This is a genomic window from Wolbachia endosymbiont (group A) of Bombylius major (assembly GCF_947251895.1).
Lineage (GTDB): Bacteria > Pseudomonadota > Alphaproteobacteria > Rickettsiales > Anaplasmataceae > Wolbachia > Wolbachia pipientis.
Window position 1 is genome coordinate 1,059,433 of sequence record NZ_OX366395.1, and the last position, 22,921, is coordinate 1,082,353.

Consider the following 22,921-nt stretch of genomic DNA (forward strand, 5'->3'; position numbering starts at 1 on the left):
ACTATTCAATATTTATCTTTTTTGCAGCACTATGTAAATAATCACCTAAAACTGCTGAACTTTCCCTCACATACTGAATTATGCTTTTATTTAGGACAATTGCATCATGCATAGTTAAATCGCAGAATATAAATGCTGTTAAATACAGTAAAATCACCGCATAAAATGTGTGAAAAATCCCCTCAAATGTAATTGACATTGCATTATTATAGCTGAGCTGTATTGAACTTATTGGCCATGGTTTTATCACTTCTACGACATTAAAAAATACGTAAGGTATCATAAGAAAAAAGAAAAAGTGCATAAAATCATTAAACCAAAATGGGCATTGAAACATCTGCTTACATATATTCCCATAGAGTTTACTTACAGCATAATAAATTGACATTATTGCTGGCATTGAAAGTGCTACAGTCAGTACTTGCCCTGACGCTATTTGTATTACTATTTCTTCACCACTGTTTGCTGAAGGGTCTTGAGCATGAAAAATAAATATTCCAATTAATTGCATTACTAACATAACTATTGCCAATTTTGTAAAAACAGCAGCTACAACTATTCCTGAGTCTGGCATTTTATATAGTAAGTATTCGCCTCCATATGTAAGAATTAATATAACATCGACAATAAATAATATTAAAAAAGAAGACCAATAGTTCTGCCAACTTGGTAAATATCCTATTCCTAAAAGAGAGCTTACTGTTTTGGCAGGAAAAACCTTACCTAGCATCTTTCCCAAAAATTTAAAAAAAATCCCCATGTTCTAAGTAACACTTGGTTTATATTATTTATAATACTGTATTGTAACGGACTTATCAACAACTTAAAACATGTATTGGAAAACTTTAAGTAATATGCAGCAACAGTAGAAGAACGTGCGCCAAAAATTTAATAATTTTATAGGGCTTATGCACTTAAATTTTTTGCAATATCAAGTGCAGCGTAAGTGAATATTGCACTTGCACCCGCACGTTTAAAACCAATCAAAGATTCATAAATCACCTTGTCATAATCTAGCCAGCCATTATTTGCAGCAGCTTTTATCATTGCGTACTCACCGCTTACTTGGTAAGCAAAAATCGGAAAATAAAACTTATCACTTGCTGTTTTGATAATATCCAAATATGGCATACCCGGTTTAACCATAATAAAATCTGCACCTTCATTTATATCCATTTCAATTTCGCACATTGCTTCGCGCGCATTTTTATAATCCATTTGATAACCACTTTTGTCTATAGAATGTGATAGCCCACATGAACCAACGACTTGCCTGAATGGAGCATAGAAGCTAGAGCAGTATTTCACTGCATAAGATAATATTAATACGTCTTGAAAGTTGTTATCATCTAATGATTTTCTGATTCTTCCTATTCTACCATCCATCATATCAGAAGGAGCAACTATATCACATCCTGCTTTCGCTAAAGCAAACGCTTGCTTACACAGCACTGATATAGTTTCATCGTTTTCTACATCCATCTGATTATCTTTTAAAATGCCGTCATGGCCGTGAATAGTGTATGGATCCAATGCAACGTCTGCAATAATACCAATTTCAGGTACCTTTAATTTTACAGCACAAATTGCTCTGCAGATTAAGTTGTCAGAATTATATGCTTCCTCAGCGTTTTCAGATTTTAGTTTACTATCAACTACAGGAAAAATTGCAACAGCATTAATCCCTAAATCTTTAGCTTCCTTAACTATAGACACTAATCCATCTATTGAATAACACTTTACGCCTGGTAAGCCAGAAATTGGTTCAGTTGTTTCTTCTCTGTCATGAACAAACAGAGGAAGAACCAGATCATTTACTGATAAACTATTTTCACTTGTTAAATTGCGAACCCATTTGCTCGAGCGCCTGCGTCTTAATCTTGTATTTGGGAAATTAAACATTGGATCCAGGCAAATTCCCAGTAAAGAGCAACACCCCTGAAATGAGTATCACCCAAAACACTGATATTGGTAAAAATACTTTCCAACCAAGGCGCATTAGCTGATCATATCGATAACGAGGTATTGTTGCTCTAATCCAAATAAATACGAATAAAAGTATAATTATCTTCAAAACGAACCAAATTAAACCTGGAATTTTATAAAGCAAACCAAGTTCTAACGGAGGATACCATCCCCCCAGAAAGAATATTGTCATCATAGCACTTGCTAAAATCATATTTGCATATTCTCCAAGAAAAAAGAGGGCAAAAGGCATGGATGAATATTCAACGTTATATCCAGAGACAAGCTCTGCTTCAGCTTCTGGTAAATCAAATGGGTGACGATTAGTTTCTGCAAGCAAAGAAATAAAAAATATTATTCCTATAGGCATTAGTAGTAAATCAACCCAAAATGGCATATTGTGTTTCGCTACCACCATCTCTCCAAGATTTAATGTTCCAGTGGTAATAACGACTGTAGCAACTATTAAGCCTATTGAAACTTCATACGAAATCATCTGAGCAGCCGACCGTATAGCGCCAAGAAATGCATAATTAGAATTGCTTGACCAGCCTGCAATAATCACGCCGTATACTCCCAGCGACGATATAGCTAGCACATAAAGCACTCCAACATTAATATTTGCTATAACCTTAGGAATAACTACTTGCTGGCCATTTTCTACAATTACTTCAGCACCAAACGGTATAACTGCCCAGGCAATTAATGCCAAGATAAAGGTAAGCATTGGAGCCATAATGAACAGTATGGTGCTCGCTCTAAATGGTATTATCGGCTCCTTAATCAGGAGCTTAATAGCATCTGCAAATGGCTGCAATAGCCCAAAAGGTCCAACTACACTTGGGCCGTGCCTCAGTTGAATTGCAGCAAGGACCTTACGCTCAAAGTATGTCAAATATGCAACTGAAAGTAGTAGCGGTACTAAAATAAATAAAATATTAACTAGCGTGTTCATAAAAAGCTTTAGTACAATCTGCCATTATTTTTGAAGCGCGACTTATTGAATCCGTCATATAAAAATTACACTCCTTTAAAGTAAAAGGTGTATTACTTAAATTTATTTTACCATTGCTGATTGGTACCCATGTGTTTTTTACCACTTGATCAGCATTTCTAAACTGTGGACCGATAGTATCTAATTTTTTTCTTACGTCAAATAAACTATCATATAGTAAGGAAAGATCCAAATATTGCGAGAGATTTTTAATAATTAACCAATCCTCCTTTGCTTCACCTGGAGGAAATACAGCTAAATTTGTTCTTTGCACTCGACCTTCAGTGTTTACATAAGTTGCATATTTTTCTGTATATGCAGCACCAGGCAAGATAATATCTGCCACATGTGCACCCTTATCACCGTGATGACCTTGATAAATTACAAATGTATTTTCTAATTTTGATGTATCAATTTCATCTGCACCAAGAAGATAAACCACTTCTATTTCACCACTTTCTGCATGTTCCAATATTTGATTAATATCCCTTTCGCCTTTTTTAGGAACAAACCCAGTATCTAGCCCACCAACTCTTGCTGCAGCTTTATGCAGCATATTAAAGCCATTCCAGTCATCTCTGACCATGTTAAATTTTTCTGCAATTTTGCCAGCTAGAACTAGAACTGATTCAGAATCGTCCCTTACTAATGCATCTTGACCGATAATCAGCATAGGGCTCTGAGCAGCACTCAGCAGCTCACAGAACTTATGATTTCCATTTGCTATTTCACTCAAAATATCAGGATTATCGCCCAATTTCTCAACATGATACAAATATTCAATGTTAGGACCAACACTTGCAACAGGAAAGTTGCCCTGTAAATATCTCTTTCTCAATCTTACGTTAATGATCGGTGCTTCTATCCTTGGATTTGTATTTATAAGCAGGCATAAATCTGCATTTTCTATACCTTCAATAGTGGTATTGAACACATACGATCCACGATTACTTGGTATAAGCTTTGCACCATCTTGCCTACAGTCTATATTCCCCGAGCCGAGCTTCTGCATCACTTCTTTGAGTAGAAGCATAGACTCACAATCTGCTAAATCACCTGCAATTGCAGCTATTTTATTTGATTTTGTATTCTTTAATTTCTTTGCAGCAACAGTTAATGCTTCATTCCAATCAACTGGGGCTAATTTACCATCTTTTTTTATATAAGGTCGATCAAGACGCTGAACTTTTAGTCCATCATAGGCAAAGCGGGTTTTATCTGATATCCATTCTTCATTTACCTCTTCGCTCAGCCTTGGTAATATCCTCATAACCTCCGGGCCACGATAATCAACTCTAATTGCGCTACCCACAGCATCTAGCACATCTATAGTCTCACAATGTGATAGCTCCCATGGACGCGCTGTAAAGGAGTAAGGCTTTGAAGTTAAAGCCCCTACCGGGCAGAGATCTATGATATTTCCAGATAATTCAGAACTAATATGCCTTTTTATGTAAGTGCTAATCTCTACATTTTCTCCCCTTCCGATTCCTCCAAGTTCATTTGTACCTGCAACATCAGACAAAAATCTAACACACCGAGTGCAATGAATGCATCGATTCATCGCAGTCTCAATCAGTGGTCCAAAGTGTTTTTTTGGCACAGCCCTCTTATGCTCATCAAGTCTGCTGGTTCCTTTCCCATAAGCCATCGTGATATCTTGCAAATCGCATTCACCACCTTGATCGCAAATTGGGCAATCAAGCGGGTGGTTGATTAGCAAAAACTCAAGCACACCTTCACGTGCTTTTTTAACCTTAGGGGTATCAGTGTGAATAACCATCCCTTCTGCAACTGGCATTGCACAAGAGGCTACTGGTTTTGGAGGTCCACCCTCCACTTCAACCAAACACATTCTGCAGTTGCCAGCAATTGCTAAACGCTCATGATAACAAAAACGTGGAATTTCAACGCCCACAACTTCACAAGCTTGAATTATAGTGAGCCCATGCTCTACTTCACATTCCTTAGAATTAATAGTAACTTTAACCACAACTATTATACAGCTTCCCACTTTATAGGGTTGCCGCTTATCTCATCTTCAACCAGATTGCCGTTGTCATATTGAGCAGACATATAATTCATGCGCGAATCACGATCTATATATCTAACAGGTTTTACCGGTTTATCTTTATACACTTTTTGCTCAGCTTTCTTACGCTGAGTAGGGTTATTTTTACTAGCTGTCTTTGCTTTCCCACCTGCTGCCATATAAACTCCTAAAAACTTTTCATTCTATTTTAACACTTAAGTATACAGCGTCAATATTTAATAACTTTAAAATTTCAATAGATCTCTTATTATAATCATTTTACAATCATTGTTTAAATAAAAAGTTACCCCTTGATGCCATTCCAGCGCATGACGCACAGCTGTACGAACATTGCAATTTGCAGGCAATTTGCGTGGCAGATTCAAGTAGCTGACACTGGTTTCCATCCAAGACAGCAGTAGCCCTTTCGGTGTTATTTCAGTGCTTGACACTGAAATCCAGGTTTTGATTGGATACTGAGTTGGTAAGCATAAAAGTGTAGCTAACGCGAGCTCTACGTCATACCGCGATTTATTCGCGGTATCTCAAAGCATAGATCCCGCTAACACGTAGCGGGATGACGATTGTCGTTTAGCTATAAACATTAAGAAATTTACCAAACGAAAAAAAAGGCAAAAGAAGCCCTGGGGTTATTATCCGCTTTAAAATATTGGCGTTTTTTATGTTTTAAACGCTTGACAAGCGAAATTCAGCTGCTTTTAATTGCAACTAACTTACGCTGCAAATGTTTAAGAAATTTACCAAGCAGAAAAAAAGACAAAGAATCCCCGAATTAGCTAGTCCTTTACTATCTCTGTCGAGTATTGGCATTTTTTGATGTCTTGTAACGCTTTATAAGCGCGTTCAGCTTATTTAGATAAAAATCTAGATGTAGATGAAGTTTTGTAAAGACATACAGTATCTATATACTGCAAAAAATTGAACATAAGACGCCGATACATTAAGTAATCCTTACCTTTTAATCTGCAGATTGGCGAAAGCAAATACAATAGCTTCACTATCATGATAAGGGCGCTGGCGAAGGGTGTCAAGTAAGTTTTTCGTTTCTAACGATTGTTAACATGCTGCAAAAAACTATGCAAGAGGTCTACCACTTTATTAGGTATTTGTGCAGTTATTGGTGTTATCAAGATACTCCCTAATCTTTTTCAAATCCTCCCAGGCTAAACGTTTTTGCATTGGCTGACGCAGTAGGTAAGCTGGATGAAATATAGCGGCTGTGGTGATTGAATTGGACAAATATTGGTTAGTGTACGTATGAAATCTACCACGCAAATTCGATATAGTTTTTGTGCTGTCAAGAAGGCTATAACATGCGATTCCCCCGACCAAAATTAAAATTTGTGGTGAAACTAGTGCAACGTGTTTTTCGACAAATGGTCTGCACATATCAAGCTCTAGGTCGGTTGGCTTTCTATTGCCAGGTGGACGCCAAAATACAGTATTGCTTATGTATACCTTAGTGCGATCAAGATTGATTGCATTTAACATTTTATCGAGCAACATTCCACTTGCACCACAAAATGGTATGCCTTGAAGGTCTTCATTTGCCCCTGGAGCTTCACCAACGAGCATAACTTTTGCGTTTGGATTACCATCGGAAAAGACAGTATTAGTTGCAGTTTTTTTTATTTCACAACCCTCAAATGACTTCACTGCACTTCTTAATTCATCCACACTACCACATTTACTTGCGAGTTTTCTTGCTTCAATTATCCAGTCACTTGGAAACATGTCTTTTCCATCTTTAGTGTCATTCCAGCGCATATCTGCATCTTTCTTCTTGGTCCCAGTTTGGATAACAGAGGGTTGTACACTCTCTTTGCTCTCCAATTTTTTTTCCTCTTCACCCTCCATTAGTGTGCAATCAACGCCCACTTCATGGTAAAATTTTAATAATTCTAGGTCTTTATTGCTCATAATGCTTTTTAACCTTTTGTGCTTTTTTCATGGCCATATCATACTTTAATTTAGATAAATGTCTAATATATAATATGCCGTTTAAGTGATCTAATTCATGCTGAATACACCTTGCAAGCCAACCACTAGCTTTTAGCGTCTGTTCCTCATTATTTAAATCCTTATATTTCACAGTTAAATACTTTGGACGCTTAATTTCATAGCTTTGCTTTGGAATTGAAAGGCACCCTTCCTTGAGAGTCACTTGTTCATCAGATAATTCCGTAATTTCTGGATTAATCATGCAAAATTTGCCAATTGATTCATATCCTGCTGGCTCATTTTCAATTGTTTCTAGCTGAACATCCACAACAAAAATTCTCTTTAACACTCCAACTTGCACTGCAGCAAGGCCAAGACCTTCTGAATCATACATAGTTTCGAACATGTCGTTTACTAATTCTTTAATTTTATCGTTTATATCTGTTACTTCACTGGCACGTGTGATTAGTCTTTCGTCAGGAGCAATTACAATTGGTAATATGGACATAAAAATTATAATTCTATGTTTTGCTTTTCCTTTTGTCCAGAATTTAGTGTATATTAAAATGTTGCTATATCTATAATAGAAATATAAATTATTAAAGAAAGCTACAATTTAAATGAAATTGCGTAATAAGGTTAACTAATGTACTCTGCAGTAATAGCAAAACCAAAGAGAAATGTTTTTGCTGTTTTAGACATAGGTACAACAAAAATTATCTGTCTAATCGTTAAGATAAATGGCAACTTCAGCTATAAAGTAACAGGAACGGGTTATAAGATTGCAGAAGGTGTAAACGGTGGGTCGATAACTAATGTAAAACACGCAAATTACTCCATCTCATCAACTATAGGTTTAGCTGAGCAAGTGTCAGAGGAAACTATAGACCAGATATATGTGAGCATTGCTGGATGTGGCATCTCATCTTTTAATGTACATAATGAAATTATTGCAGCTAATCATGAAATTTCTGACCGGGATATAAAACGTGTAGTTTTTCAGACGTTTGAGAAATATATTGAAGAAAATGTTATCATTCACAATATACCACTGAAATATCACTTAGATGACATGACTGACATAAAAGAAGTTGGTGGATTGTACGGAAAAAGACTATCTGCTGATGTTAATGTTGTCACTGCTTCGCGTCCAGCGCTTACCAATATTGAAAACTGTATTACCAATAATGGTGGATTAAATATGGCAGGTTGTATTGCTTCTGCATATTCTGCAGGTCTTGCCTGTCTGAGTGAAGATGAAAAAGAGCTCGGGACTGCTATTGTTGATATAGGCGGTGGGTGCACTGCAATTGGAATTTTCAAAAGAGGGAAACTTGTGTATGCAAGCAGCGTTCCAATTGGTGGCGTTCATATCACTCGAGATATTGCTTACGGGCTATGCACAAGCATAGAACGTGCAGAGTATATAAAAATACTGTATGGTAGCACTATCGTAACTTCAATAGATGAGAATGAGTACATTACAATGCAAAACAACGAAAATGATGAACCTACTCAAGTATTCAAATCTGAGCTTATTAACATCATAAGACCAAGAGTTGAAGAAATACTTGAAATGGTAAGAGAGCAATTTCAAGAGCAGAAAGATCCAATTAATAAAGTAGTGATCACAGGTGGAACTAGTCAACTCACAAGCATGAAGGAAATTGCAGGCTATATATTCAATAAGCAAGTTCGAATTGGGTGCCCTGAGTCTTGTAGCGGTCTTGATGGCGAATATGATAAAAATCCTGTATTTTCTGCTGCTATAGGTTCTATAAAGCTAATAGTTGACACTTTTTATAAAAATAACTCTGGTATGTTAGGACAAGATGGTAAAATGAGTAAATTGTATAATTGGGTTAAATCAAAAGTTACAGTTTAATTTTACTGAATGAAATTCTTATATCTATCAAAGGAAACATTATGAATAAAAAACATTGTTTCAAAATTAATAAACTTGTCCGTGATCATACAACTGAAATTATACATTCCCACGGAATTATTGTTTATGAGAGGGTGATGGAAAAAGATGAATACATTGAATGTCTCAAAGATAAACTTTTAGAAGAAGCAAAGGAAGTTATTGCCTCTAAAACCTCAGATGAAAACCTTGAAGAGTTAGCTTTGAGGTCATATATGCATTAGGCAAAGAAAGTGGACTATCAATAGAACAAATTGAAGAAAAGCGTATCTCTAAAAAACAAGAGAGAGGTGGTTTTGAGAATCGTATCTATAATACTTACATTGAGGTGAATCCTAAGAGCATCGATTACTATCACAAAAAACCTTCAGATTATCCTGAGATAGTAGTTGTATAGTTCAGATTATTAAATAGACTTCTTGCTTAACCACTTGTCATACAAATGACTTGACACTAGGATCCATAGGGCTTATTTTCATAATACGTAAAGGTATTACATTTATGTACTTGCAAGTAAGCGTACCAATTACAATAAGACATGGAAAATATGAACATAACTATACACTCACAAGAAGATTTTGAATTTATGCGCAAGGCTGGCAGGCTTGCTGCTGAAACTCTTGATTTCATTGCACCATACGTAAAGGTAGGGGTGACAACTAATGAGTTAAATGATCTATGTCATGACTTTATAATTAGTGCAGGTGCAATTCCAGCACCACTAAACTATAGGGGGTATCCAAAGTCAATTTGCACTTCAAAAAATGCAGTTGTGTGCCATGGTGTTCCCGATGATAAACCGCTTAAAGATGGAGATATTTTGAATGTTGACGTTACGGTGATTTTAAATGGCTGGCATGGTGATACAAGTCGCATGTTTTGGGTTGGCAAGCCATCAATCAAAGCAAAACGTTTATGTGACGCTACTTATCATGCATTGATGGAAGCAATTAAACAAGTTAAGCCCGGCAATAAGTTAAATGAAATAGGGCTTGCTATAGAGAAATATATTAGAGATTTTGGATATTCTATCGTACGCAGCTACTGCGGACATGGTATAGGAAAAGTCTTTCATGCTCCACCAAATGTAGTGCATTTCTATGATCAAGATGAAAATCTCGTCTTGAAGGAAGGTATGTTCTTTACAATAGAGCCAATGATTAATGCTGGAAAACATGAGACTCTGCTCAGTAAACTCGATGACTGGACAGTGACAACACGCGATCTTTCACTTTCTGCCCAATTTGAACATACGCTCGGAGTAACAAAAGATGGTGCTGAAATATTTACATTATCACCTAAGAATTGGCATTTCCCGCCATATAATTAGATTTTTTTAAATTCTGCTATACTGCAACTATACTTGGATCTTGAAGAAAGCTAATCCTTAATTTGCGATATAGCAACTAGCCCAATTAATGCACAGAAAATCATGTAAAAACTAGCTGAAGTCTCTTGTCCTGTAACTTTGATAATTGTTGTGCATATAAATGGTGCAAGACCACCAAAAAATCCAGCAGCTATATTTCTTGACAAACCAAATCCACTGTACCGAACCTTTGTTGGAAATAATTCGCACATAAGTGCACTGACAGGACCAAGCGATGCAGCTATTGGAATTATAAAAGAATGTGTGCCAGCAAGTAATTGCCACTACATAACATTGAAAAAACTGGATAACTTACTATTACAAAAGCTATAAATGCAAACTTCATAACTTTTTCTCTTCCTACCTTATCAGAAAGTATTGCAAATAATATTGTCAATCCTCCAAGTGCAATTTGACTCAGTATTTCCACTATATGATAAAAATGAGTATTTATTGTTAATATTTTATTCGTAAGTACATTGAAAAATACCAAATATATATAGAGAGACGCATTTTCAACCAAGTCAATACCTATTGATATTAGAACAGGCTTTTGTAATTGTTTAATAACTCTTTTAATGGCAATTTAGACGGATTTTTCTGTCTTTTATACTCTGGGCTTTCATCAAGTATATATCTCATATATATGCTGATTAATCCCATTGCTAAACTGAAAATGAAAGGTAATCTCCACCCCCAAGACTCAAAATCAGATACTTTTTTGCATATGAGTACCGCTATCAGGCTTAATACTGAACCAAAAATTGCGCTTAATACTTCAATGCTGCCAAAAAATCCTTTTTTGTTTTTAGGAGCGTGTTCTATTAAAAATGGTGCATTTCCTGCTTCTCCCCCAATGGATATACCTTGCAATAACCTTAAACAAACTACCAGCATTGACGCCAGTATTCCAATGCTTTGATAACCTGGAACAAAAGCAATTAATACGGTTGATAAAGTCATTAATATAATCGAGAGCAATAAGGCAACTCTTCTGCCATGCTTATCACCAATGTGACCAAATATAGCAGCTCCGATTGGTCTCATTAAGAAACCTACTGCAAACACTCCAAAAGCCTTCAATACGCTGGTTAGTTGATCATCCGATGGAAAAAACACACCACCTATTATGTTTATTAAGTGGCCAAAAAGCATGTGGTCATACCACAATAAAGTGTTACAAATCAAACTTGAAAATATTACTTTTGTTATTTGCTGCATAATTTTCTATAGTTTGTTTAGTATTTAGTAATATACATTACTTTTTTTTATATAGTAGAAAAATTTGAACATTATATTAATAATAGTATCTTATTAAATCTTAATATTTTTATATCATTGACTATATTCAAGTATTTTTATATTATTGCCTATATACTTCCATATGTTTTAGTGGGAAGTTATTTTTATTTGTATGCACAGAGTCTCTTGATGGAGCACTATGACACACACTCCAGTTTTGTTAAAAGAGATGCTATCACTACTATCACCGCAGGATGATGGTATATATGTGGACGCCACATTTGGAGCTGGAGGGTATAGCAAAGCAATATTGGAGTCAGCTGATTGCAAAGTATATGCAATTGATAGAGATGAAACGGTAACTAAGTTTTATGATGATTTAAGCGTTAGATATCCCGATAGAATAAAACTATTCATTGAGAAGTTTAGTAATATTAAAAATTTATTAGATAGCAACAATATTGAAGGTATCGATGGAATAGTTTTTGACATCGGAGTTTCATCTATGCAGCTTGATAACGGAGATAGAGGGTTCTCATTTTTACATGATGGTCCACTCGATATGAGTATGGATAACTCTTCTTATATAAACGCTTCAACGTTTGTTAACGCTTTACGCGAAGAAGAAATTGCAAATACTATATATAACTACGGAGGAGAGCATCATTCTCGCAAAATTGCAAGAGCAATAGTAAGTGCACGGAAGAAAAAAACTATCAAAACTACATTTGAGCTTGCGGATATTGTACGTTCCGTGGTATTTCGTGGAAAAAGCAAAATTGATCCTGCAACCAGAACATTTCAGGCAATCAGAATATGGGTAAACGATGAGCTGGGAGAACTTGAAAAGGGCATTAAAGCTGCATCTGAGATTTTGAGTGAGAATGGCAAATTAATTGTCGTCACCTTTCATTCCTTAGAAGATCGTATAGTCAAAACTTTTTTTAAAGATTTATGTGCTGCTGATTGCAAGACATTCTCTCTTCTAAATAAAAAAGTGATCAAAGCAAGTATAGAAGAAGTAAATGCAAATCCGCGTTCACGCTCAGCAAAACTAAGAGCTATACAGAGGTTGTCATGAGAACTTTCTGCATCATCTCAATAGTTGTGTTTTTTCTTAGCATTGTAGGATTATTTAAGGTAAAATTACATGTTCAGTCGTTAAATAGAGAGCTAATAAAAATAAAAAGTGAAATTAGTTTAGTACAAAGTGATATAAAAGTTTTACAAGCAGAATGGAGCTATTTGAATAATCCAAAAAGGCTTGCAAGTCTTGTAAAGAAATACTTGAAAAATAACTCTTTAATACTGGCTAGCCAGGTTAAAAATCTTGACTCTTTAAATGGCCGCAGTGTGCTAGCACAACTTAAAATCCATGATCAACAGTGAGATTAAGTCTTATTTTTTACAGATGAGCACATCACAATAAAACTTACTTTGTATCCGTTCAGGATAGCGGCAAGGTAGTATAACCATAGAGTAAAAGTGAGTTTACAACAAATGGTGTCATCCCAGTGCTTGACACTGGGATCCAGCCTTTCCATAATCATCAAAAACATTGTATTTTAACGTAAAACAGCTATTTTTATGCTTACCAACTTAATAAAATTCCTGGATCCCAGTGTCTGGGCACTGGGATGACAAAGAAGAGCAGTGTCAGCTACTTGCATAACACCATTTGTTGTGCAACTTACTTTAGTATGAAATTGCTTGCGTAAGATTTTGGCAGCCTCTTAACATTTTTTGGCATTTCAATTATGTATTTAACGTTGCGTTTTTTTGCGTAGAATACTGCTTTTTCAAGAGAGTCAAACTTTAATACAATCTGTTTTTTTGGATCTTTTGAGCCAACCCACCCCATCAAAGGTTCAATGTAGTAAGAACCAGATTCAATTTTTAGGTGCCAGAAATTTGTATTACCTAAACCAGATTGTGTTGCAGTTCTTGTTGGTCTATAAATCCTAAAAACTACTTTATCGTCAATGCCCATAGTTCTTGTTAAATAAGCTTAAATATATATCCAAATAAATCCTTTCACAAACAATTAGTATGAAAGAATGAAGTTTGAAATAAATATTTTTATGTTATATTATTATTAAATTATATTAAAAGGATTAGCTAAATAGGAGTAACCGATGACGCAACAGGAAATAGTAACAATTAATGCAGAGTTACGTGATATAACAAAAACAAAAGCGATGCATTCTCTAAGGAAGAAAGGAAACATCCCTGGAATCATATATGGAAAGGGCCATAATAATGTAAATTTGACATTGTCTGCAAAGGAATTCACGAAGCAATATAAATCAGGTTCTCTTTCTGCACATTTGATAGAGCTGAATATTTCGGGCAAAAAGGAATATGCTCTTGTTCGCGATATCCAATTGCATGTAGTAAAGGATACTGTGCAACATGTTGATTTTCAATTTGTTGATAAAGGCAGCGAAATTAAAATAGACATACCTCTATCATTTGTGAATGAAAGTAAAGCTCCAGGGATCAAGTTAGGTGGAGTGCTTAATGTTTTGTGTCGTTCTATTGCTGTTAAATGCTCTCCTGATAAAATACCTCAGGTTATAGAAGTTGATTTATCCGGCAAAATGATTGGCCAATCTATACATATCAATGATGTAAAATTACCAGAAGGTGTTAAGTTTGTAGCTCATGAAGAAGAAAATTTTACCATTGTTACAATTTCTGCTGCCGATAGTGACGTTGAAGAACCTCAAGCAGAAACAGAGGAATAGTGCACCTGATAGTTGGGCTTGGTAACCCTGGCAGTCAATATGAGCTAACTCATCATAATATCGGCTTCATCGTAGTTGATACAATTTGCAAATATTGGAATTTCCAGTCGTTCTCTAAAAAAGCCGATTATCTAATAACCTCTGGCATAATTAATGATAATAAAATCATGTTAATAAAGCCTTATTCATTTATGAATAATTCAGGCATTCCTGTTGCAAAAATACGAAACTTTTACAAATTATCGCTAGATAATATCGTTGTCATACACGATGACGCTGATTTGGAACTTGGAAGAATAAAAATAAAGAAAGGTGGTAGCTCTGCTGGACATAATGGACTTAAATCCATAGATAGTTTTATTGGCAACGATTATTGGCGCTTGAGATTTGGAGTGGGTAGACCTGAAGATCAAAGAAGCTTAGCAGATTATGTGTTATCAAAATTTTCAAATTTTGATAATGTTACTCCCTTAGTGGAAAAAATAGCAAAAAATATACACTTAATGCTGCAAGGAGATAATACAGCTTTTATCAATTTGATTGTATAATATTACGAAACACAGGGAGTGTTAAATAAACCATACGCGTCAAGTTAAGAAGAAGTGGGTAAAGTTGGTGTAAAGAAAAGAAAAAGAAGATATAAGTTCTCTTCAATTTAACAAACAAAATGGAGAACTTATACAATGAAAAGAATAGTTTGCATCTCAAAAAAGCTCAAAGAATTTTTTAATGAAAAAGCAGATAAAATCTCAGCTACAACAGGATTCATAAAAAGAAAGAGGAAGTTAAAAGGCTCATCGTTCGTAAAAGCCATAGTCTTGGGTAATATAGGGGTTGATAATTGTAGTATAGAGACAATATGTCAATTATTGAATGAAGATTCGATAAATATAACAAAACAAGGTCTGGACTTTAGATTTACCAAGGAAGCAGTGGAATTCATGAAAAGAATGTATAATGAATCTTTAATGTTACTTAAAAACACCTTGCAAGTTGATTGCAGAATCTTGAAGCACTTTAGAAGTGTGAAGTTATTAGACAGCAGCTATATTAGCTTACCTAACAGTATGGAAGACATGTATAAAGGGTATGGTACCAGCTACAGTGGTTATGAAAGCAATACTAAATCTGGAATAAAGTTACAATTAGTTTTTGACTACCTAAACCAGACATTAGACCAGCTTAATATAGCTGAGGGAATAAGGTCAGATCAGGGGTATAGAAGACATTTAAGCAATATATCGAGCAACGATTTACTAATATCTGATTTGGGTTATTTTGTGCCAAGTTCTTTTAAACAAATCAATGAAGCTGGAGCTTATTTTATAAGTCGTTGATACCAACATATATGGTATAGAAACAAATCAAAAAATAGAGTTATTAGAATGTTTAGAGGATAAATTGTTTCTAGAAAATGAGGTGCTGTTAGGAAAAGAAATAAAAGTTAAAGTGAGAATTATATGTCAAAAGCTAACTGAATATGGCCAGGAGAAGGAAGGCTAATAGATTAGCAAAATCACATATCTTCTAAAAGGAATAAAAAGTTATTGAATTGGTCAATATTTATAACTAATGTTCCAAAGAGTAAAATTAGTGCTGAACAAGTATTAACAATTTACAGAGTAAGATGGCAAATTGAATTATTATTTAAATAATATAAGAGCCATATAAAACTTGATAAACTGAAAGGAAAGCCATATAGGGTATTATGAGAAGAGCTATACTCAGTTACAATTGGCTTAATTTCTGGTAATTCTACCTTTTGATGAACAATTTCATCTTCTAAAATGTAAAAGACAAGATTTAATCTGACAGAGAAGAATTAACTGACAGAAGAATTGACGTAGTCAAAACTAATATCAGGCTGTTGTTTAATGCTACTAATATTTTTCTGAAAAGCAATATGTTTACTGTCAAAAAACGTTTGCATAGGTGTTTTGCCATAGCAGTATTTGCCTGAGTGAGGCCTTGTCTCATTGTAAGAACGCAACCAATGATCAACATCGATCTGTAGATCCTCCAAAGAATAGTAGATTTTCTTTCTAAAGATAATATTGTAACACTCATCTTGCATAGTTCTATGGAATCTTTCACATATGCCATTAGTTTGTGGAGAGTTGGCTTTGGTTCTAGAATGATCGATATTTTCGATTCCTAAATATAGCTGATAAGCGTGATTTTCGGGCTTGCCACAATACTCCGTACCCCTATCAGTTAGAATGCGTAATAATGGAATTCTCTGCTCATCAAAAAATGGGATAACTCTATCGTTAAGAAGATCTGCAGCTGTAATAGCTGTTCTGTCCGTGTAAAGTTTAACCATTGCAACTCTGGAATAAGTATCAACAAAAGTTTGCTGATAAATGCGCCCTATGCCTTTGATATTGCCCACATAATAGGTATCTTGAGAACCCGAATAACCTGGATGTTGCGTCTCAATTTCACCATGAGCTTCCCTTTGTTCTTTCACTTTTTCTAAAGCTGCAAGTTGTTCTTCAGTTAAATGTATTAAACAGGACTTGATATGACACTTTAAAAAAGTAAGTTAAGAATAATAAAAATAAGGAGTGTTAGAAATGAGTACAATACAAACAAAAATACTAAAACCAAAACTAGGATTACTAGAGCTAGCAAAACAATTAGGAAATGTGTCTCAAGCGTGCAAAGTGATGGGATACTCAAGAGATACATTTTATCGATTCAAGGAGTTATATGAAAATGGGGGAGAAGAAGCATTACATGAAATAAGTAAGAAAAAACCGCTATTAGCAAACAGAGTTTCGGAAGATATAGAAAGAGCAATAATTGGCATAGCTACAGAATTTCCTGCATATGGACAAGAAAGAGCTGCAAATGAGCTGAGAAAAAGAGGTATAATAATTTCCCAAGGAGGAGTAAGATCTGTATGGCTAAGAAATGACCTTGAAACTTTGAAAAAGAGACTTAAAGCACTGGAGGCAAAAGTAGCTCAAGACGGAATCATTTTAACTGAAGAACAACTTGCAGCTTTAGAAAAAGTGAAAGAACAAAGGGAAGCTCATGGTGAAATTGAGACGCAACATCCAGGTTATTTGGGTTCTCAAGATACCTATTATGTGGGCAATATCAAAGGCATAGGGCGCATTTATCAGCAAACTTTTGTTGATACTTATTCCAGAGTTGCAATGGTTAAACTTTACACGGACAGAACAGCTATTACAGCTGCAGATCTTCTTAACGATAGAGTTATCCCATTTTTTGATGAGCAGAGAATTCCATTATTACGCATTCTAACTGATAGGGGTACGGAGTATTGTGGCAAGCCCGAAAATCACGCTTATCAGCTATATTTAGGAATCGAAAATATCGATCATTCTAGAACCAAAGCCAACTCTCCACAAACTAATGGCATATGTGAAAGATTCCATAGAACTATGCAAGATGAGTGTTACAATATTATCTTTAGAAAGAAAATCTACTATTCTTTGGAGGATCTACAGATCGATGTTGATCATTGGTTGCGTTCTTACAATGAGACAAGGCCTCACTCAGGCAGGGAATGTTCAAAAAAGTGTGTCAAAGCGCATTTTTAGTTCAACTCAATTTTCAATCTATCTGGAAAGAAAATATCAAGTTGAGACATAGTTAAAGCCCAATTAGGCAGAGCCATAGTCCATTTTTGCTCTACCTTCTTTATAGCACAATATACCTGTTTATACAAGGCATTTGTGCTGGTAAATGAGCCCTTGGTTTTAGTGAATTTTCTGATCTGTCTGTGCAGCCCCTCAATTGGATTTGTGGTGTAAATTAGCCTTCTAACTGGGCTAGAATACTTGAAATAACCAGATAAATTTTCCCAATTGTTCTGCCACGATTTTATAACTAAAGGATACTTTTCTCCCCATTTTTCTTCCAGCTCAAGTAAGTAATTTTCAGCAATTTCTTTACTTGTAGCACGATATATTTTTTTCAAATCATTCATGAAAACTTTCACATCTTTGCTGGATACATATTTTAGTGAATTTCTTATCTGATGCACTATACATAGCTGTACTTCTGCTTTAGGAAACGCACTATTTATAGCTGCAGGAGGGAATGTTCAAAAAAGTGTGTCAAACCGAAAAAAAAGTAATAAATTGATATAAAAAAATGGAGGTGTGACAATGAGTCAGAAAGTAGTAAACAGAACTAACGGATTGGTAGATTATAAAGAGTTGGAAACAAATATCCTGTCGTCTATACGAGAAGGAAGACCGTTGACAGGAAGGGAGGGAGCATTAACACCATTTATAAAAAAGCTGCTGGAGGCAAGTTTGGAAGGTGAAATAGAAAACCACTTATTAGCTGAAAGTGAAGAGAATAATCGAAGAAATGGGAGAAATGGAAAGACTTTACGGACAAGTGCCGGTTCATTTGAACTTTTGACGCCAAGGGATAGAGAAGGAAGTTTTGAGCCGCAAATAGTCAAAAAAAGGCAAACAAGCTTACATCCAGAGCTTGAAACGAAGATTTTGAGCACATTTGCCAGTGGTATGAGCTATAGAGATATAGCGTCACACGTTGAGGAAATTTATGATCACAAAATATCGGCGGCAGAGATATCAAGTATTACCGACAAATTACTGCCTATAATCAATGAATGGCGTAGTCGTCCACTGCAATCAGTATACCCGATAGTATTTATGGATGGGATGTTCTTTAAGGTCAAAGAGGATGGACATTGCGTAAGTAAATGTATGTACAATATATTGGGCATAGACCAAAATGGCAGAAAAGAAGTCCTGGGCTTTTATTTGGCTGAAAGTGAAGGAGCTAACTTTTGGTTGGGAGTGCTAAATGACCTCAAAGAAAGAGGAGTAGAAGATATTCTGATTGCATGTGTAGATGGGCTAAAAAGCTTTCCTGCAGCTATAAATAGTGCGTTTCCTAAAGCAGAAGTACAGCTATGTATAGTGCATCAGATAAGAAATTCACTAAAATATGTATCCAGCAAAGATGTGAAAGTTTTCATGAATGATTTGAAAAAAATATATCGTGCTACAAGTAAAGAAATTGCTGAAAATTACTTACTTGAGCTGGAAGAAAAATGGGGAGAAAAGTATCCTTTAGTTATAAAATCGTGGCAGAACAATTGGGAAAATTTATCTGGTTATTTCAAGTATTCTAGCCCAGTTAGAAGGCTAATTTACACCACAAATCCAATTGAGGGGCTACACAGACAGATCAGAAAATTCACTAAAACCAAGGGCTCATTTACCAGCACAAATGCCTTGTATAAACAGGTATATTGTGCTATAAAGAAGGTAGAGCAAAAATGGACTATGGCTCTGCCTAATTGGGCTTTAACTATGTCTCAACTTGATATTTTCTTTCCAGATAGATTGAAAATTGAGTTGAACTAAAAATGCGCTTTGACACACTTTTTTGAACATTCCCTGAATTTCTTATCTGATGCACTATACATAGCTGTACTTCTGCTTTAGGAAACGCACTATTTATAGCTGCAGGAAAGCTTTTTAGCCCATCTACACATGCAATCAGAATATCTTCTACTCCTCTTTCTTTGAGGTCATTTAGCACTCCCAACCAAAAGTTAGCTCCTTCACTTTCAGCCAAATAAAAGCCCAGGACTTCTTTTCTGCCATTTTGGTCTATGCCCAATATATTGTACATACATTTACTTACGCAATGTCCATCCTCTTTGACCTTAAAGAACATCCCATCCATAAATACTATCGGGTATACTGATTGCAGTGGACGACTACGCCATTCATTGATTATAGGCAGTAATTTGTCGGTAATACTTGATATCTCTGCCGCCGATATTTTGTGATCATAAATTTCCTCAACGTGTGACGCTATATCTCTATAGCTCATACCACTGGCAAATGTGCTCAAAATCTTCGTTTCAAGCTCTGGATGTAAGCTTGTTTGGGGAATGTTCAAAAAAGTGTGTCAAAGCGCATTTTTAGTTCAACTCAATTTTCAATCTATCTGGAAAGAAAATATCAAGTTGAGACATAGTTAAAGCCCAATTAGGCAGAGCCATAGTCCATTTTTGCTCTACCTTCTTTATAGCACAATATACCTGTTTATACAAGGCATTTGTGCTGGTAAATGAGCCCTTGGTTTTAGTGAATTTTCTGATCTGTCTGTGCAGCCCCTCAATTGGATTTGTGGTGTAAATTAGCCTTCTAACTGGGCTAGAATACTTGAAATAACCAGATAAATTTTCCCAATTGTTCTGCCACGATTTTATAACTAAAGGATACTTTTCTCCCCATTTTTCTTCCAGCTCAAGTAAGTAATTTTCAGCAATTTCTTTACTTGTAGCACGATATATTTTTTTCAAATCATTCATGAAAACTTTCACATCTTTGCTGGATACATATTTTAGTGAATTTCTTATCTGATGCACTATACATAGCTGTACTTCTGCTTTAGGAAACGCACTATTTATAGCTGCAGGAAAGCTTTTTAGCCCATCTACACATGCAATCAGAATATCTTCTACTCCTCTTTCTTTGAGGTCATTTAGCACTCCCAACCAAAAGTTAGCTCCTTCACTTTCAGCCAAATAAAAGCCCAGGACTTCTTTTCTGCCATTTTGGTCTATGCCCAATATATTGTACATACATTTACTTACGCAATGTCCATCCTCTTTGACCTTAAAGAACATCCCATCCATAAATACTATCGGGTATACTGATTGCAGTGGACGACTACGCCATTCATTGATTATAGGCAGTAATTTGTCGGTAATACTTGATATCTCTGCCGCCGATATTTTGTGATCATAAATTTCCTCAACGTGTGACGCTATATCTCTATAGCTCATACCACTGGCAAATGTGCTCAAAATCTTCGTTTCAAGCTCTGGATGTAAGCTTGTTTGCCTTTTTTTGACTATTTGCGGCTCAAAACTTCCTTCTCTATCCCTTGGCGTCAAAAGTTCAAATGAACCGGCACTTGTCCGTAAAGTCTTTCCATTTCTCCCATTTCTTCGATTATTCTCTTCACTTTCAGCTAATAAGTGGTTTTCTATTTCACCTTCCAAACTTGCTTCCAGCAGCTTTTTTATAAATGGTGTTAATGCTCCCTCCCTTCCTGTCAACGGTCTTCCTTCTCGTATAGACGACAGGATATTTGTTTCCAACTCTTTATAATCTACCAATCCGTTAGTTCTGTTTACTACTTTCTGACTCATTGTCACACCTCCATTTTTTTATATCAATTTATTACTTTTTTTTCGGTTTGACACACTTTTTTGAACATTCCCCTTGTTTGCCTTTTTTTGACTATTTGCGGCTCAAAACTTCCTTCTCTATCCCTTGGCGTCAAAAGTTCAAATGAACCGGCACTTGTCCGTAAAGTCTTTCCATTTCTCCCATTTCTTCGATTATTCTCTTCACTTTCAGCTAATAAGTGGTTTTCTATTTCACCTTCCAAACTTGCTTCCAGCAGCTTTTTTATAAATGGTGTTAATGCTCCCTCCCTTCCTGTCAACGGTCTTCCTTCTCGTATAGACGACAGGATATTTGTTTCCAACTCTTTATAATCTACCAATCCGTTAGTTCTGTTTACTACTTTCTGACTCATTGTCACACCTCCATTTTTTTATATCAATTTATTACTTTTTTTTCGGTTTGACACACTTTTTTGAACATTCCCCTCAGGCAAATACTGCTATGGCAAAACACCTATGCAAACGTTTTTTGACAGTAAACATATTGCTTTTCAGAAAAATATTAGTAGCATTAAACAACAGCCTGATATTAGTTTTGACTACGTCAATTCTTCTGTCAGTTAATTCTTCTCTGTCAGATTAAATCTTGTCTTTTACAGCTTTTCCAGCGTCTACTTTTGCCTGTTTAGCTTCTGCTTTCACTTTTTCAATCTCATCTTGAACTTGTCTTACTGTTGCTTCAGCCACAGCTTTTACACTCTCTATTGCCTTTTCAGCCTCCTCTTTTGCTTTCTCAACCTCTATTTTTACCTTTTGAGCTTCTTTTTCACACTTTGCAAACTTCTCTTTTGCTTCCTTAGCATCATCCTGAGCTTGTTTTACTGCTTCCTCAGCTTCTGCTTTAGCATCTTCTTTTATCCTCTCAGCATCTTTTTTACACTGTGTTAATCCATCTTTTGCTTCTTTAGCTTCACCCTGTGCTTGTTCTACTTTCTCTTGAAATTCTGCTCTTGTATCTTCTACTGCCTTCTTGGCATCTAATTGTGCATTTTTAATTTCTTCTTTACACTGTGTTAACCCCTCTTTTGCTTCTTTAGCTTCACCCTGTGCTTGTTTTGCTATTTCCTCAGCTTCTGCTTTAGCTTTAGCATCCTCTTCTGCACGTTCTCTTGCCTCTTCAGAATCACTTTTTGCACGTTCTGTTGCCTTTTCAGCATCTTCTTTTGCCTTCTTAGCCTCGTCTTTGCACTTTTTAAGTTCGTCTCCGGCAAATTCATCATCCTTTTTCCCGTTTCCGATCTGATCTCTTAGATCCGTAACCTGATCCTCAGTTACTACCTTATCATCAGTTACTACCTGATCTTCAGTTGTGATTTTATCCTTGATCGTCTCATCTACACCCTCATCACTATAAGAAAATTTGTTAGTATATGAATAGCGATTATTGATTTTATCACTATAGTTATGTTTTAACATAGAGACCTCCTATACAGTCAAAATTGGAATTACATTAAGATAGAA

At 35.5% G+C, this 22,921-nt stretch carries 20 protein-coding genes and 6 pseudogenes; 11 read left to right on the forward strand and 15 right to left on the reverse strand.

The annotated features are described in order from the left end of the window. Window position 1: 1 nt before the first annotated feature. The 7 genes from OPR49_RS05070 to def all read right to left on the reverse strand — a co-directional run bounded on the left by OPR49_RS05070 (window position 2) and on the right by def (window position 7,461). Entirely contained in the window at window positions 2–760 is a 759-nt protein-coding gene (locus OPR49_RS05070) for a phosphatidylglycerophosphatase (RefSeq protein ID WP_265026838.1), read from the reverse strand. A gap of 146 nt (window positions 761–906) precedes the next feature. After that, window positions 907–1,902 (reverse strand): porphobilinogen synthase, encoded by a 996-nt coding sequence (gene hemB / locus OPR49_RS05075; RefSeq protein ID WP_265026839.1) that lies wholly within the window; start codon window positions 1,900–1,902, stop codon window positions 907–909. Beyond that, window positions 1,895–2,920, reverse strand: a complete 1,026-nt coding sequence (gene nuoH / locus OPR49_RS05080; RefSeq protein ID WP_006280461.1) for an NADH-quinone oxidoreductase subunit NuoH — start codon at window positions 2,918–2,920, stop codon at window positions 1,895–1,897. The genes hemB and nuoH overlap by 8 nt, the downstream gene beginning before the upstream one ends. Continuing rightward, window positions 2,904–4,952 carry an NADH-quinone oxidoreductase subunit NuoG gene (gene nuoG / locus OPR49_RS05085; RefSeq protein ID WP_265026840.1) on the reverse strand — a complete coding sequence of 683 codons (2,049 nt, stop codon included), beginning with the start codon at window positions 4,950–4,952 and terminating at the stop codon, window positions 2,904–2,906. Before nuoG ends, nuoH begins: the two co-directional genes overlap by 17 nt. Before the next feature lie 5 nt (window positions 4,953–4,957). Then, complete coding sequence (locus OPR49_RS05090) at window positions 4,958–5,170, reverse strand: hypothetical protein (protein WP_182319003.1); 213 nt, start codon at window positions 5,168–5,170, stop codon at window positions 4,958–4,960. 940 nt (window positions 5,171–6,110) lie between these two features. Beyond that, entirely contained in the window at window positions 6,111–6,932 is an 822-nt protein-coding gene (locus tag OPR49_RS05095) for a uracil-DNA glycosylase (protein ID WP_265026841.1), read from the reverse strand. Then, the gene (gene def, locus OPR49_RS05100) at window positions 6,922–7,461 is read right to left on the reverse strand and encodes a peptide deformylase (RefSeq protein WP_265026842.1); all 540 of its coding nucleotides are present in this window, start codon (window positions 7,459–7,461) and stop codon (window positions 6,922–6,924) included. The genes OPR49_RS05095 and def overlap by 11 nt, the downstream gene beginning before the upstream one ends. 138 nt (window positions 7,462–7,599) lie before the next feature. Between def and ftsA the strand changes: the two genes are divergently transcribed. The 3 genes from ftsA (at window position 7,600) to map (ending at window position 10,207) form a co-directional block, all read left to right on the forward strand. After that, window positions 7,600–8,838 carry a cell division protein FtsA gene (ftsA, locus tag OPR49_RS05105; protein WP_265026843.1) on the forward strand — a complete coding sequence of 413 codons (1,239 nt, stop codon included), beginning with the start codon at window positions 7,600–7,602 and terminating at the stop codon, window positions 8,836–8,838. Window positions 8,839–8,879: 41 nt separating this feature from the next. Further along, window positions 8,880–9,101 (forward strand): nucleoside triphosphate pyrophosphohydrolase family protein, encoded by a 222-nt coding sequence (locus tag OPR49_RS05110; protein WP_265026844.1) that lies wholly within the window; start codon window positions 8,880–8,882, stop codon window positions 9,099–9,101. A 323-nt stretch (window positions 9,102–9,424) separates the two neighbouring features. Further along, window positions 9,425–10,207, forward strand: coding sequence for a type I methionyl aminopeptidase (gene map, locus OPR49_RS05115; RefSeq protein ID WP_265026845.1), 783 nt, complete (start codon window positions 9,425–9,427; stop codon window positions 10,205–10,207). Between the two features lie 50 nt (window positions 10,208–10,257). On the opposite strand, the pseudogene OPR49_RS07500 reads toward map, so the two are convergent. Further along, window positions 10,258–11,467: pseudogene (locus OPR49_RS07500) on the reverse strand (MFS transporter). A 220-nt stretch (window positions 11,468–11,687) separates the two neighbouring features. Between OPR49_RS07500 and rsmH the strand changes: the two are divergent. Next, window positions 11,688–12,569 (forward strand): 16S rRNA (cytosine(1402)-N(4))-methyltransferase RsmH, encoded by an 882-nt coding sequence (rsmH, locus tag OPR49_RS05135; RefSeq protein ID WP_265026849.1) that lies wholly within the window; start codon window positions 11,688–11,690, stop codon window positions 12,567–12,569. Continuing rightward, a complete protein-coding gene (gene ftsL, locus OPR49_RS05140) occupies window positions 12,566–12,877 on the forward strand; it encodes a cell division protein FtsL (RefSeq protein WP_265026850.1) in 312 nt (103 codons plus the stop codon). The genes rsmH and ftsL overlap by 4 nt, the downstream gene beginning before the upstream one ends. A gap of 301 nt (window positions 12,878–13,178) precedes the next feature. On the opposite strand, the gene OPR49_RS05145 is transcribed toward ftsL, so the two are convergent. Next, window positions 13,179–13,478 (reverse strand): NADH dehydrogenase ubiquinone Fe-S protein 4, encoded by a 300-nt coding sequence (locus tag OPR49_RS05145; protein WP_065094969.1) that lies wholly within the window; start codon window positions 13,476–13,478, stop codon window positions 13,179–13,181. Between the two features lie 145 nt (window positions 13,479–13,623). Here OPR49_RS05145 and OPR49_RS05150 point away from each other — a divergent pair, with 145 nt between their 5' ends. The 3 genes and pseudogenes from OPR49_RS05150 to OPR49_RS05160 all read left to right on the forward strand — a co-directional run. Continuing rightward, window positions 13,624–14,235, forward strand: coding sequence for a 50S ribosomal protein L25/general stress protein Ctc (locus tag OPR49_RS05150; RefSeq protein ID WP_155968825.1), 612 nt, complete (start codon window positions 13,624–13,626; stop codon window positions 14,233–14,235). Further along, window positions 14,235–14,783 (forward strand): aminoacyl-tRNA hydrolase, encoded by a 549-nt coding sequence (pth, locus tag OPR49_RS05155; RefSeq protein WP_265026851.1) that lies wholly within the window; start codon window positions 14,235–14,237, stop codon window positions 14,781–14,783. Before OPR49_RS05150 ends, pth begins: the two co-directional genes overlap by 1 nt. A 135-nt stretch (window positions 14,784–14,918) precedes the next feature. Beyond that, window positions 14,919–15,887 (forward strand): annotated as a pseudogene (locus OPR49_RS05160) (IS4 family transposase); the annotation flags it as partial. Between the two features lie 170 nt (window positions 15,888–16,057). Here OPR49_RS05160 and OPR49_RS05165 read toward each other — a convergent pair. Then, a pseudogene (locus OPR49_RS05165) lies at window positions 16,058–16,744 on the reverse strand (integrase core domain-containing protein); the annotation flags it as partial. A gap of 67 nt (window positions 16,745–16,811) precedes the next feature. Here OPR49_RS05165 and OPR49_RS05170 point away from each other — a divergent pair. Further along, entirely contained in the window at window positions 16,812–17,807 is a 996-nt protein-coding gene (locus OPR49_RS05170; protein ID WP_406833434.1) for an IS481 family transposase, read from the forward strand. On the opposite strand, the pseudogene OPR49_RS05175 reads toward OPR49_RS05170, so the two are convergent. After that, a pseudogene (locus tag OPR49_RS05175) lies at window positions 17,804–18,304 on the reverse strand (IS256 family transposase); the annotation flags it as partial. The gene OPR49_RS05170 and the pseudogene OPR49_RS05175 sit on opposite strands and share 4 nt — an antisense overlap. Window positions 18,305–18,377: 73 nt before the next feature. Between OPR49_RS05175 and OPR49_RS05180 the strand changes: the two are divergent. Then, window positions 18,378–19,616: an IS256 family transposase gene (locus OPR49_RS05180; protein ID WP_265026724.1), complete on the forward strand. Its 1,239-nt coding sequence runs from the start codon at window positions 18,378–18,380 to the stop codon at window positions 19,614–19,616. Here the strand turns inward: OPR49_RS05180 and OPR49_RS05185 are convergent. From OPR49_RS05185 to OPR49_RS05195, 3 genes and pseudogenes are all read right to left on the reverse strand, one after another. Then, a complete protein-coding gene (locus tag OPR49_RS05185; protein ID WP_406833417.1) occupies window positions 19,561–20,160 on the reverse strand; it encodes an IS256 family transposase in 600 nt (199 codons plus the stop codon). The genes OPR49_RS05180 and OPR49_RS05185 overlap by 56 nt on opposite strands. Window positions 20,161–20,182: 22 nt before the next feature. Then, the gene (locus OPR49_RS05190) at window positions 20,183–21,421 is read right to left on the reverse strand and encodes an IS256 family transposase (RefSeq protein WP_265026724.1); all 1,239 of its coding nucleotides are present in this window, start codon (window positions 21,419–21,421) and stop codon (window positions 20,183–20,185) included. 74 nt (window positions 21,422–21,495) lie between these two features. Then, window positions 21,496–21,813 (reverse strand): annotated as a pseudogene (locus OPR49_RS05195) (transposase); the annotation flags it as partial. Between the two features lie 73 nt (window positions 21,814–21,886). Here OPR49_RS05195 and OPR49_RS05200 point away from each other — a divergent pair. Next, a pseudogene (locus tag OPR49_RS05200) lies at window positions 21,887–22,024 on the forward strand (IS481 family transposase); the annotation flags it as partial. A gap of 15 nt (window positions 22,025–22,039) precedes the next feature. Here OPR49_RS05200 and OPR49_RS05205 read toward each other — a convergent pair. Beyond that, window positions 22,040–22,876: a hypothetical protein gene (locus OPR49_RS05205; protein ID WP_265026852.1), complete on the reverse strand. Its 837-nt coding sequence runs from the start codon at window positions 22,874–22,876 to the stop codon at window positions 22,040–22,042. Between the last annotated feature and the right edge of the window lie 45 nt (window positions 22,877–22,921).

Coding starts and splice junctions, on each gene's coding strand:
- OPR49_RS05070 (WP_265026838.1), bottom strand. CDS start 760: ATGGGGATTTTTTTTAAATTTTTGGGAAAGATGCTAGGTAAGGTTTTT.
- hemB (WP_265026839.1), bottom strand. CDS start 1,902: ATGTTTAATTTCCCAAATACAAGATTAAGACGCAGGCGCTCGAGCAAA.
- nuoH (WP_006280461.1), bottom strand. CDS start 2,920: ATGAACACGCTAGTTAATATTTTATTTATTTTAGTACCGCTACTACTT.
- OPR49_RS05090 (WP_182319003.1), bottom strand. CDS start 5,170: ATGGCAGCAGGTGGGAAAGCAAAGACAGCTAGTAAAAATAACCCTACT.
- OPR49_RS05095 (WP_265026841.1), bottom strand. CDS start 6,932: ATGAGCAATAAAGACCTAGAATTATTAAAATTTTACCATGAAGTGGGC.
- def (WP_265026842.1), bottom strand. CDS start 7,461: ATGTCCATATTACCAATTGTAATTGCTCCTGACGAAAGACTAATCACA.
- ftsA (WP_265026843.1), top strand. CDS start 7,600: ATGTACTCTGCAGTAATAGCAAAACCAAAGAGAAATGTTTTTGCTGTT.
- OPR49_RS05110 (WP_265026844.1), top strand. CDS start 8,880: ATGAATAAAAAACATTGTTTCAAAATTAATAAACTTGTCCGTGATCAT.
- map (WP_265026845.1), top strand. CDS start 9,425: ATGAACATAACTATACACTCACAAGAAGATTTTGAATTTATGCGCAAG.
- rsmH (WP_265026849.1), top strand. CDS start 11,688: ATGACACACACTCCAGTTTTGTTAAAAGAGATGCTATCACTACTATCA.
- ftsL (WP_265026850.1), top strand. CDS start 12,566: ATGAGAACTTTCTGCATCATCTCAATAGTTGTGTTTTTTCTTAGCATT.
- OPR49_RS05145 (WP_065094969.1), bottom strand. CDS start 13,478: ATGGGCATTGACGATAAAGTAGTTTTTAGGATTTATAGACCAACAAGA.
- OPR49_RS05150 (WP_155968825.1), top strand. CDS start 13,624: ATGACGCAACAGGAAATAGTAACAATTAATGCAGAGTTACGTGATATA.
- OPR49_RS05170 (WP_406833434.1), top strand. CDS start 16,812: ATGAGTACAATACAAACAAAAATACTAAAACCAAAACTAGGATTACTA.
- OPR49_RS05180 (WP_265026724.1), top strand. CDS start 18,378: ATGAGTCAGAAAGTAGTAAACAGAACTAACGGATTGGTAGATTATAAA.
- OPR49_RS05190 (WP_265026724.1), bottom strand. CDS start 21,421: ATGAGTCAGAAAGTAGTAAACAGAACTAACGGATTGGTAGATTATAAA.
- OPR49_RS05205 (WP_265026852.1), bottom strand. CDS start 22,876: ATGTTAAAACATAACTATAGTGATAAAATCAATAATCGCTATTCATAT.